This window comes from Streptomyces hainanensis (assembly GCF_004348415.1).
Classification (GTDB): domain Bacteria; phylum Actinomycetota; class Actinomycetes; order Streptomycetales; family Streptomycetaceae; genus Streptomyces; species Streptomyces hainanensis.
The window spans coordinates 1-10000 of the sequence record NZ_SMKI01000294.1 but is presented as its reverse complement, the minus strand read 5'-3'; the positions used below and the strand labels follow the sequence as shown (position 1 = coordinate 10000).

At 73.4% G+C, this 10000-nt stretch carries 12 protein-coding genes; 3 read left to right on the top strand and 9 right to left on the bottom strand.

Features of this window, described 5'->3' with window-relative positions; all coding sequences use genetic code 11:
- From E1283_RS24185 to rimP, 4 genes are all read right to left on the bottom strand, one after another.
- On the bottom strand, positions 1-265 hold a 265-nt coding region (locus tag E1283_RS24185), incomplete at its 3' end, for a translation initiation factor IF-2 N-terminal domain-containing protein (protein ID WP_132820244.1).
- Positions 266-423: 158 nt separating this feature from the next.
- Positions 424-711, bottom strand: coding sequence for a YlxR family protein (locus E1283_RS24180; protein ID WP_132820243.1), 288 nt, complete (start codon positions 709-711; stop codon positions 424-426).
- 131 nt (positions 712-842) lie between these two features.
- The gene (gene nusA / locus E1283_RS24175; protein WP_132820242.1) at positions 843-1835 is read right to left on the bottom strand and encodes a transcription termination factor NusA; all 993 of its coding nucleotides are present in this window, start codon (positions 1833-1835) and stop codon (positions 843-845) included.
- A gap of 13 nt (positions 1836-1848) precedes the next feature.
- Positions 1849-2367 carry a ribosome maturation factor RimP gene (rimP, locus tag E1283_RS24170; RefSeq protein ID WP_132820241.1) on the bottom strand — a complete coding sequence of 173 codons (519 nt, stop codon included), beginning with the start codon at positions 2365-2367 and terminating at the stop codon, positions 1849-1851.
- A 322-nt stretch (positions 2368-2689) separates the two neighbouring features.
- Here rimP and E1283_RS24165 point away from each other — a divergent pair, with 322 nt between their 5' ends.
- Genes E1283_RS24165 through E1283_RS24155 form a run of 3 tightly spaced genes read left to right on the top strand, consistent with a single transcriptional unit; the run spans position 2690 to position 4541 of the window.
- The gene (locus E1283_RS24165; RefSeq protein ID WP_243745062.1) at positions 2690-3139 is read left to right on the top strand and encodes a hypothetical protein; all 450 of its coding nucleotides are present in this window, start codon (positions 2690-2692) and stop codon (positions 3137-3139) included.
- Between the two features lie 11 nt (positions 3140-3150).
- A complete protein-coding gene (locus tag E1283_RS24160) occupies positions 3151-3618 on the top strand; it encodes a ferritin-like domain-containing protein (RefSeq protein WP_132820239.1) in 468 nt (155 codons plus the stop codon).
- Positions 3615-4541 carry an aminoglycoside phosphotransferase family protein gene (locus E1283_RS24155; RefSeq protein WP_132820238.1) on the top strand — a complete coding sequence of 309 codons (927 nt, stop codon included), beginning with the start codon at positions 3615-3617 and terminating at the stop codon, positions 4539-4541. The genes E1283_RS24160 and E1283_RS24155 overlap by 4 nt, the downstream gene beginning before the upstream one ends.
- A 9-nt stretch (positions 4542-4550) precedes the next feature.
- On the opposite strand, the gene E1283_RS24150 is transcribed toward E1283_RS24155, so the two are convergent.
- The 5 genes from E1283_RS24150 to dxr all read right to left on the bottom strand — a co-directional run bounded on the left by E1283_RS24150 (position 4551) and on the right by dxr (position 9967).
- Positions 4551-5120 carry a GNAT family N-acetyltransferase gene (locus tag E1283_RS24150; RefSeq protein WP_132820237.1) on the bottom strand — a complete coding sequence of 190 codons (570 nt, stop codon included), beginning with the start codon at positions 5118-5120 and terminating at the stop codon, positions 4551-4553.
- A 96-nt stretch (positions 5121-5216) separates the two neighbouring features.
- The gene (locus E1283_RS24145) at positions 5217-6107 is read right to left on the bottom strand and encodes a GNAT family N-acetyltransferase (protein WP_207930513.1); all 891 of its coding nucleotides are present in this window, start codon (positions 6105-6107) and stop codon (positions 5217-5219) included.
- Positions 6108-6165: 58 nt separating this feature from the next.
- Positions 6166-7320: a flavodoxin-dependent (E)-4-hydroxy-3-methylbut-2-enyl-diphosphate synthase gene (ispG, locus tag E1283_RS24140; protein WP_132820236.1), complete on the bottom strand. Its 1155-nt coding sequence runs from the start codon at positions 7318-7320 to the stop codon at positions 6166-6168.
- Between the two features lie 71 nt (positions 7321-7391).
- The gene (locus E1283_RS24135) at positions 7392-8696 is read right to left on the bottom strand and encodes a M50 family metallopeptidase (RefSeq protein ID WP_132820235.1); all 1305 of its coding nucleotides are present in this window, start codon (positions 8694-8696) and stop codon (positions 7392-7394) included.
- Positions 8693-9967 carry a 1-deoxy-D-xylulose-5-phosphate reductoisomerase gene (dxr, locus tag E1283_RS24130; RefSeq protein WP_132820234.1) on the bottom strand — a complete coding sequence of 425 codons (1275 nt, stop codon included), beginning with the start codon at positions 9965-9967 and terminating at the stop codon, positions 8693-8695. The genes E1283_RS24135 and dxr overlap by 4 nt, the downstream gene beginning before the upstream one ends.
- Between the last annotated feature and the right edge of the window lie 33 nt (positions 9968-10000).

The following is a 10000-nucleotide window of genomic DNA, read 5'->3' as shown; positions in this document are numbered from 1 at the left end:
CCCAAGCCGGGTGCCGCGGCGCGGGGCCGGGGCGTGGGGCCGCGGCACCCGGCTTGGGGGCGCCCGGCCTGGGCGCACCGGGCCGCGGTGCCTTGCGGTTGTTGCCGCCGCCGCTGAACGCGTCGGTCAGCTTGCGTACTACGGGCGCCTCGATCGTCGAGGACGCCGAACGGACGAATTCTCCAAGTTCTTGGAGCTTGGCCATGACGACCTTGCTCTCGACTCCAAGCTCCTTGGCGAGCTCGTATACCCGGACCTTAGCCACTTCGCTCCTTCTACGGTCCGGGGTCGGTCGTCCGCCGGACCTTCGCTACTTCACGGGCGTACTCATCGCGTACTCATCGAGTGCTCATCGCAATCTCGACCTACTTCCAACTCGCGAGGTACTGCCACGTGGACCACCCACGCGGCTTCTTGCTTTTCCTACACTTCCGACGACGCAGTCCGGCCGACCCACTGTTGCAGCTGCCCGGTGTCGAGCGGCCCCTGGGCCCGGAAGGCCCTGGAGAACGCGCGACGGCGGACCGCCAGCTCGAGACAGCTCGTCGTGGGATGCACATACGCACCCCGACCGGGCAGCGTACCGCGAAGATCGGGGACACAGCGATCCCCCATCATCACCACACGCAGCAGGCCGTTACGGGCTGAGCGCTGTCGGCATCCGACGCAGGTGCGTTCCGGGCAGGCTTTCGCCCGCGTCCGGCCAGACAATCGAATTCTACCTCCCCGCGCGACCGGCCCGGTGGCCGGGCCCGGTCCTGCCTCTCACAACGCCGGCTCCGGCCGGCGGCATTCCCGCCCCGGCGCCCGTGCCCCGCCGCCGGGGCCCGGAAACCGGCAGGTCACTCGCGTTCGGCGGCCTGGTCGGTGTCCGGCCTGATGTCGATCCGCCAGCCGGTCAGCCGGGCGGCGAGGCGGGCGTTCTGGCCCTCCTTGCCGATGGCCAACGACAGCTGGTAGTCCGGCACCGTCACCCGGGCCGAGCGCGCCGCCTGGTCCACCACGTCGACCCGGGTGACGCGGGCCGGCGAGAGGGCGTTGGCGACCAGCTCGGCCGGGTCGTCCGACCAGTCGACGATGTCGATCTTCTCGCCGTGCAACTCCGCCATCACGCTCCGCACCCGGCCGCCCATCGGGCCGATGCAGGCGCCCTTGGCGTTGAGCCCGGAGCGCAGCGAGCGGACCGCGATCTTGGTGCGGTGCCCGGCCTCGCGGGCGATGGCGGCGATCTCCACGGTGCCGTCGGCGATCTCCGGCACCTCGAGCTCGAAGAGCTTCCTCACCAGGTTGGGGTGGGTGCGGGAGAGGGTGACGGAGGGGCCACGGGCGCCCTTGACCACCCGCACCACGTACGAGCGGAGCCGCGCGCCGTGCGCGTAGTCCTCGCCCGGCACCTGTTCCTGCGGCGGCAGGATGGCCTCCAGCTTGCCGATGTCCACCAGCACGCTCTTCGGGTCCCTGCCCTGCTGCACCACGCCGGCCACCACGTCGCCCTCGCGGCCGGCGTACTCGCCGAAGGTGATGTCCTCCTCGGCGTCGCGCAGCCGCTGCAGGATCACCTGCTTGGCGGTGGTGGCGGCGATCCGGCCGAACCCCTGCGGGGTGTCGTCGAACTCCCGGGGCTCGGCGTCCTCGCCCGCCTCGTCCGGCTCCTCCTTCGCCCACACCGTGACGTGGCCCGTCTTGCGGTCGAGCACCACCCGGGCCTGCCGGCGGCTGCCGTCGGTGCGGTGGTAGGCGATCAGGAGGGCCGACTCGATCGCCTCCACCAGCAGGTCGAAGGAGATCTCCTTCTCACGGACAAGCCCCCGCAGGGCACTCATGTCGATGTCCACGACTACGCCTCCTTCAGCCTTCGGTGCTCTCGTCGCCGGCGACAGCGCGTTCGCGATCTTGGCGACTGAACTCGACTTCCACCCGTGCCCGCGCGACCTCCGCGAACTCCATCCGGCGCGCCGTGGCCCTGCGGCCCTTCTCCCCCGGCACCTCCAGGTCGAGACCGGCCTCGTCCACCGCGGTGATCCGCGCGACCACCTCGGCGCCCTCGTGCGGCTGGACCCGGATGAGCCGGCCGACGGAGCGCCGGTAGTGGCGGGGTTCGGTGAGCGGGCGCTCGGCGCCCGGCGAGGTCACCTCGAGCACGTAGGGAGCGGCGCCCATCACGTCCGACGCGTCGAGCGCGGCCGAGACCTCGCGGCTCAGCTCGGCGCAGGCGTCGAGACCGACGCCACCGTCGGTGTCCACCGCCACCCGGAGCACCCGCCGACGCCCCGCCGGGGTGAGCCTGACCTCTTCCAGGTCCATCCCCCGCTCGGCGGCCAGCGGCTCCAGTAGCTCCCGCAGCCTGTCGATCTGGGTGGTGCTCATCCGGGTGACTCCTCGGCCGCGTGTGCTGTTGTCGGTGGACGCGTCTCGCCAGCTCGCGTCACGGGCACTCTCGCGCAACAGCCTATCCCGTGCGGCACGGTACGCCGACCGACTTCCGCCCCCGGACCTGGCACGCCGGGAGACGGGGTGGCACCGGGATCCGCGGACCGCGCGGGTACGCTCACCGGGCGGTGATCTTTCTATCGCCTCAGCGTATCCACTCAGCCACGTCACTCTTTCGACCCACTCCATCGACGACGGGAAGTGCGGGGAAGCCATGCCCTCTCGCCCGCCCAGAAGGGCCGTGCTGTTCGGCGGCCTGATGGTTGGCTCCGCCGGTTCGCTGGCGGGATGCACGTCCTCGGAAGGGGGCGGATCCGGATCGGCGGGGCGGGCCGTCTCCGCCACCACGGTCCGGGGGCTGCGCCGCCGGGCCGCCCGGGACAGCGAGGACCTGCTGGCCCGCTACGACACGACCGCGGAGGCCCATCCGGCGCTCGCCGGCACGCTCGGGCCGTTCCGCGACGCCGTCGCGGCGCATCTGGCGGCGCTCAACGAGGGGGACGAGACACCGCCGGGGCCGTCCGGCGGACCGCCCGAGGTGCCCGCCGACCGGAACCGGGCGCTCACCGCGCTCGCCGACGCCGAGCGCGAGGTCGCGGACGCGCGGCAGCGCGCCGTGGCCGAGGCGTCCCCGGACCTCGCCCGGCTGCTGGCCTCACTGGCCGCCGCCGGCTCAGCCCAGGCGTACCTCCTCCACGAGGCCAGGTGACAGGACCCGCCATGAGCCAGATCACGAGCCGCCGCATGGACGACAGCCCGCCGGAACTCGACGCCACCCAGGCCGCGTTGGCCGCCGAGCACGCCGCCGTCTACGGATACGGGGTGGTGGGCGCCCTGATCGGGGACGACCGCTCGCGCGAAGCCGACGAGGCGTACGCCTCGCACCGCGCGCGGCGCGACGCGCTGCACCGGACGGTGCGCGACCTCGGCGGCACCCCGGTGGCCTCGGCCGCCGCCTACGCGCTGCCCTTCGAGGTGCCGGACGGCGCGGCCGCGGTGCGGCTGGCCGCCGAACTGGAGTCCAGGCTGGCCGGTGCGTACGTCGCCCTGGTGGGCGCCACCGAGGGCGACGCGCGCCGCGAGGCGGCCGCCGCGCTCCGCGAGGTCGCGGTGCGCGCCGCCCGCTGGAGCGGTGCCGGCACGCCGTTCCCCGGGCTGACCGAGGACGAGTCGGAGGGAAGTCGTTGACGAGGGAGCTGGCACCGCCGGCCCGGCTGACCGAGGCCGGGCGGGCCGAGGCCGCGGACTGGCTGGCCGGGCTGCCCGGGCTGGTGGCCGCGACGCTGGACCGCTGGGAGCTGACGCCCGAGCGGGTGGCCGCGCCGGGCGGCCGCGCCAGCATGACGGTGCTGGTGCGGCGCGCGGACGGCGGCCGGGCCGCGCTGAAGATATGCGCGCCCTGGCACCCCGCCGCCCGGGAGGAGGCGGCGCTGCGGCGCTGGGACGGCCTGGGCGCGGTGCGGGCGCTGCGCTGCGACCCGGCGGCCGGCGCGCTGCTGCTCGAACGGCTGCGCGGCGAGACGTCGCTGCGCTCGCTGCCGGAGGCGAAGGCGCTGCTGGAGGCGGTCTCGGTGGTGCGCCGGCTGTGGGTCGAGCCGGGCGGGCCCCCGGGCGGGACCGGAGGCGGGGAGCACCCGTTCCCCACGGTCGAGGAGTGGACGGCGGAGCGGGCGGCACGGCTGCGGGACGGCGAGCTGGCCGCGGCGGAGGCCGAACCCCTGGTGGCGGAGGCGCTGGCGCTGCGTGACGCGCTGCTGGCCGACGAGCCGGAACGGCTGCTGCTGCACGGGGACTTCCGGCAGGGCGCGGTGCTCGCCTCGGACGCCGAACGGGCGCCCTGGCTGGCGGTCGGCCCCGAGCCGGTGGTGGGCGAGCGCTCCTACGACCTGGCCAGGCTGGTCAGGGACCGGCTGCACGACCTGGTGGCCTCGCCGGGGGCCGCCGCGATCACCCGTCGCCGGCTCACCAGGCTGGCCGACTCGGTGGAGCTGCCGGCGGAGCGGCTGCGCGGCTGGGCGCTGTTCCGCGCGGTGGAGTCCGCGGGGCGCGCCTGGTCGGCGGGGCGCCCCGCCGAGGCGGAGGCGCTGCTGGAGTTCGCGGCCTGGCTGTAGCGGTCGGGATCACCCGCGCAGGAGCGGCAGGTACGCGCCCATCACGGCGTAGGGGCAGGGCGCGGAGGGGAACAGCACCCGGCGCGCCAGATCGTGGTAGCCGAGCTTGCGGTAGAGAGCCCGGGCCGGGCTCTCGGTGTCCACGGCGGAGAGGATCGTCCGGGGCTCGGTGGCCGCGTCGGTCAGCATGGTGATCAGCCGGCGGCCTATGCCGTGCCGCTGGTAGCCCGGCAGCACGTGCAGTTCGGTGATGGTGAACGAGTCGGTGAGCCAGTCCTCGTTGCCGACCCGCCGCAGGTAGGGCTCGACCACGGTGGACCACCACTGCGCCCGGTCGTTGGGCATCCCGTAGACGAAGCCGACGAGCCGCCCGCCGCGGGTGGTGGCGCCCAGGGCGCGGGCGCCGGGGCTGGCCAGGTGGCGCTGGACGATGTGGCGGCGCACCGCCACCTCCTCGTCGCTCAGGCCGAACGCCTGCGCCTGCACGGCCAACGCCTCGTCCACCCGGGCCGCCAGGTCGAGCGGTGCCACGTCGATGTCCCGGGCGTCGGGGGCGGCCTCCCCGGCAGATGGTGTCATGCGGGGAGGCTAACGCGCTGACCGGTCGAAGTCGCGTCCGGTGCCCGGAATGGCGGTCGAGAAGGCCGGATGCGCCGCTCCCCCGCCGCTTCGTGGTCAGAACAGCACGCTCATCAGGGCCCCCGCCTCGACGAAGCCGAGCCGCCGGTAGACGGCCAGCGCCGGGGCGTTGAAGTCGTTGACGTAGAGGCTGACGACGGGGGCGACCTCGGCCAGCGCGTGCCGCAGCACGGCGGCGAGGCCGGCGGTGGCCAGGCCGTGGCCGCGGTACTCGGGGGCCGTCCAGACGCCCTGGAGCTGGCAGGCGTGCGGGGTGACGGCGCCGATCTCGGCCTTGAAGACCACCCGTCCGTCCTCGACCCGGCCGAAGCAGCGGCCGGTGCCGACCGTCTCGGCGACCCGGGACTGGTAGGCCAGGCCGCCGTCGGGTGCCTCCAGCGGGGAGACCCCGACCTCCTCGGTGAACATGGCGACGGCGGCCGGCAGCACGAGGTCCATCTCGTCCTTGCGCATCCGCCGCACCAGCGGGTCGGGGGTGACGTCGGCGGCGCGCTCGGTGGCCATCAGGGGCTGCCGGCCGCGGACCTCCCTGGCGGGGCCCCAGTAGGGCTCCAGATGTGTCCAGAGTCGGGCGGTCGGCGCGAGCGGGCCGACGATGGAGGAGCAGCGCCGGCCCTGGCGCAGCGCCCGGTCGGCGAAGGCGCGGACGGCGGCCGGGCCGGCGCCGACGGGCACCAGGTTGGCGCCGGCGTAGCAGAGCGAGACCAGCCGGCCCCTGCGGTAGTACCCCCACATCTCGCCGCCCAGCTGGGGCGGTTCGAGGCCGGAGTCGAGCACCCGGGCGGTGACGAAGGCGTTCGCCACCGGTTCCTGGTCGAGCACGGCGAGCGCGCCGCTGAGATCCGCGGGTTCCAGGACCCGGGTGGTGGACGTGGTCAGCACGGGGGAGGGCGCCTTGGGTTCGAGGGACGTGAGCGGTGCTGGCATGCTACCGGCGCCCGCGTCCGTCACCCCCGTGCGGTGACCGCGGGGTGGCAGGAGTGGTTCAGCTGACGGAGACCTCGGGCTGCCCGGAGGCGATGCCGTCCTTCTCCATCTGCTCGGCGATCTTCATGGCCTCGTCGATCAGGGTCTCCACGATCTTCGACTCGGGCACGGTCTTGATGACCTCGCCCTTCACGAAGATCTGGCCCTTGCCGTTGCCGGAGGCGACGCCGAGGTCGGCTTCCCTGGCCTCGCCGGGGCCGTTGACGACGCAGCCCATGACGGCCACCCGCAGCGGGACCTCCATGCCGTCGAGCCCGGCCGTCACCTCGTCGGCCAGCTTGTAGACGTCGACCTGGGCGCGGCCGCAGGACGGGCAGGAGACGATCTCCAGCCGCCGCTGGCGGAGGTTGAGGGACTCCAGGATCTGGATGCCGACCTTGACCTCCTCCGCGGGCGGCGCGGACAGCGAGACCCGGATGGTGTCGCCGATGCCCTCGGCGAGCAGCGCGCCGAAGGCCACGGCCGACTTGATGGTGCCCTGGAACGCCGGCCCGGCCTCGGTGACGCCGAGGTGCAGCGGGTACTCGCACTGGGCGGCGAGCTGCCGGTAGGCGTTGACCATGACGACCGGGTCGTTGTGCTTGACCGAGATCTTGATGTCGCGGAAGCCGTGCTCCTCGAAGAGCGAGCACTCCCACAGCGCGGACTCCACCAGCGCCTCGGGGGTGGCCTTGCCGTACTTGGCGAGCAGCCGCCTGTCCAGGGAGCCCGCGTTGACGCCGATCCGGATCGGGGTGCCGGCGTCGCCCGCGGCCTTGGCGATCTCCCTGACCTGGTCGTCGAACTTCTTGATGTTGCCCGGGTTCACACGGACGGCGGCGCAGCCGGCGTCGATGGCGGCGAACACGTACTTGGGCTGGAAGTGGATGTCCGCGATGACCGGGATCTGGGACTTGCGGGCGATCACCGGCAGCGCGTCCGCGTCGTCCTGGGTGGGGACGGCCACCCGCACGATCTGGCAGCCGGAGGCGGTCAGCTCCGCGATCTGCTGCAGGGTGGCGCCGATGTCGGAGGTGCGTGTGGTCGTCATCGACTGGACGGAGACCGGCGCGTCACCCCCCACGGCGACGGATCCGACCTGGATCTGCCGGCTGGCCCGGCGCTCGGCCAGCCGGGTCGGAACGGACGGAATGCCCAGCGAGATGGCTGTCATGGCTTCGTGCAACCCCACGGTACGGACGGGCGGGCTCGAGGCCCGGGCTCAGGCCTTGAGCCTACGGCACCTCACCCGGTCAGCCGCACGGGGTTGATGATATCGGCGGCCAACACCAGGAGCGTGAAGCAGATGAACACGCCGGCCACCACGTAGGCGACGGGCATCAGCTTGGCGACGTCGAACGGGCCGGGGTCGGGGCGCCTGGTCACCTTGGCGAAGGCGCGCCGGCCCGACTCCCACAGGGCGCCCGCCATGTGACCGCCGTCCAGCGGGAGCAGCGGCAGCATGTTGAACAGGAAGAGCGACAGGTTGAAGCCGGCGATCAGGAAGAGCGCGGTGGCGACCTGCTGGCTGGCCGGGATGTCGAGGGTGAAGATGTCGCCGCCGACGCGGGCCGCGCCGACCACGCCCATCGGGGAGTCGGGCTCGCGCTCGCCGCCGCCGAAGGCCGCGTCCCACAGGCCCGGGATCTTGGACGGGATGTCGATCATGGCCTCGACGCCGGTGGTCATCATGTCGCCCATCCGGTCGACGGCCTGGCCGAAGTCCTGCTGGACGATGCCGCTGGCCGGCGAGAAGCCGAGGAAGCCGGCGGTGACGAACTCGCCCTCGACGTAGCCGCCGGAGCCGTCGGTCCTGGCGACCTGGTTCTCGATGAGGTCGGCGGTGAGCTCCATGCTCTGCCCGTCGCGGTCGACGGTGATGGTGGCGGGCCCCGTGGTGTCGCGGATGCGCTGCTGGAGGGTGCCCCAGTCGCCGACCGGCTGGCCGTCGAAGGCGGTGATCACGTCACCGGCGAGCAGCCCGGCCGCGGCGGCCGGGGCCGGGGTGTCGCCGGCCTGGCAGTCGCGGGGCTCCTCGCTCTGCGCGATCACGCACTCGGAGACGGAGGCGACGGCGGTGGTCTGGGTGTTGACGCCGAAGCCCATCAGCACGCCGAGGAAGATGCCCACGGCCAGGACCAGGTTCATCCCGGGACCGGCGAACATCACGAGGAACCGCTTCCAGGGCTTGCGGGTGTAGAAGAGGCGCTTCTCGTCCCCCGGCCGCAGCTCCTCGAAGGCGGCGGCCCTGGCGTCCTCGATCATGCCGCGGAACGGCGAGGTGGAACGCTGGCGGACCTTGCCGTCGTCGCCGGGCGGGAACATGCCGATCATCCGGATGTACCCGCCGAACGGGATGGCCTTGATCCCGACCTCGGTCTCCTTGCCGTGCCGCGACCAGAGGGTGGGACCGAAGCCCACCATGAACTGCGGCACCCGGACGCCGAACAGCCGGGCCAGTGAGTAGTGGCCGAGCTCGTGCCAGGCGATGGAGAACAACAGCCCGAGGACGAAAACGAGTATCCCGAGCAAGAACATCAGCGCGGTCATGCCGTGGTCGCCTCCGTCGTCGTCCGGCCGGCGGTCCCGGCCAGCTCGCGGGCGCGGGCGCGCGCCCTGGTCTCCGCTTCGAGGACGTCCGGCAGGGTCAGGGAGGTTCCGGAACCGGCCGTCCCCAGTTCCTCGACCACCTGAGCGACCGTGTCCACGATCCCGGTGAACGGCAGCCGGCCGGCGAGGAAGGCGTCGACGCACTCCTCGTTGGCCGCGTTGAACACCGCGGGCGCGGTACCGCCGAGGCTACCCACCCGGCAGGCGAGCGGCACCGAGGGGAAGGCATCGGTGTCCAGGGGCAGGAACTCCCAGGTGTGTGCCCGCGTCCAGTCGACGGGCGCGGACGCCCCCGGCACGCGCTCCGGCCAACCGAGACCCAGCGCGATGGGCATGCGCATGTCCGGCGGACTCGCCTGGGCGAGCGTGGAGCCGTCGACGAACTCCACCATGGAGTGGATGTACGACTGGGGGTGGACGACGACCTCGATGCGGTCGAACGGGATCCCGTAGAGCAGGTGCGCCTCGATGACCTCGAGCCCCTTGTTGACCAGCGTCGCCGAGTTGACGGTGATCACCGGGCCCATCGCCCAGGTGGGGTGCGCCAGCGCGTCCGCCGGCGTGACCCCGGCCAGTTCGCTCCGCTTCCTCCCGCGGAACGGCCCGCCGCTGGCCGTGACCACCAGCCTGGCCACCTCGGCGCGGGTGCCGCCGAGCAGCGCCTGGAAGAGCGCCGAGTGCTCCGAGTCCACCGGCACGATCTGCCCCGGCTTCGCCAGGCCGGTGACCAGCGGGCCGCCGACGATCAGCGACTCCTTGTTGGCCAGCGCCAGCACGTGGCCGGCCTCCAGCGCCGCCAGCGTGGGGGCGAGACCGATGGAGCCGGTGATGCCGTTGAGCACCGTGTGGCACGGACCGCCCGCCAGCGTGGTCGCCGCGTCGGGACCGGCCAGGATCTCCGGCAGCGCCGCGCCCGCGCCGTAGCGCTCGCGGAGTGCCTCGCGCAGGGCGCCCGCGCTCTCCTCGCGCGCCACGCCCACGGCGCGCACGCCCAACCGGTGCGCCTGTTCGGCGAGCAACGCGACGTTCCCGCCGCCGGCGGAGAGCGCCGTGACCCGGAACCGCTCCGGGTTGCGCAGCACCACGTCGACGGCCTGGGTGCCGATGGACCCGGTCGACCCGAGCACCACCACCTCCCGCGGCCCGTCGGGCGGGGGCTGCGTCGCGTAGCGGAGATGGGGGTCGGCCAAACAGACGGAGGTCTCGGTCATCCCCCCATTGTCCCCATCCCCGTGGACCGCTCC

Excerpts from the sequence above, each read along its gene's own strand:
- rimP (WP_132820241.1), bottom strand. The coding sequence starts at position 2,367 with ATGAGCACCACCCAGATCGACAGGCTGCGGGAGCTACTGGAGCCGCTG.
- E1283_RS24165 (WP_243745062.1), top strand. The coding sequence starts at position 2,690 with ATGGTTGGCTCCGCCGGTTCGCTGGCGGGATGCACGTCCTCGGAAGGG.
- E1283_RS24160 (WP_132820239.1), top strand. The coding sequence starts at position 3,151 with ATGAGCCAGATCACGAGCCGCCGCATGGACGACAGCCCGCCGGAACTC.
- E1283_RS24150 (WP_132820237.1), bottom strand. The coding sequence starts at position 5,120 with ATGACACCATCTGCCGGGGAGGCCGCCCCCGACGCCCGGGACATCGAC.
- E1283_RS24145 (WP_207930513.1), bottom strand. The coding sequence starts at position 6,107 with ATGCCAGCACCGCTCACGTCCCTCGAACCCAAGGCGCCCTCCCCCGTG.
- ispG (WP_132820236.1), bottom strand. The coding sequence starts at position 7,320 with ATGACAGCCATCTCGCTGGGCATTCCGTCCGTTCCGACCCGGCTGGCC.
- E1283_RS24135 (WP_132820235.1), bottom strand. The coding sequence starts at position 8,696 with ATGACCGCGCTGATGTTCTTGCTCGGGATACTCGTTTTCGTCCTCGGG.
- dxr (WP_132820234.1), bottom strand. The coding sequence starts at position 9,967 with ATGACCGAGACCTCCGTCTGTTTGGCCGACCCCCATCTCCGCTACGCG.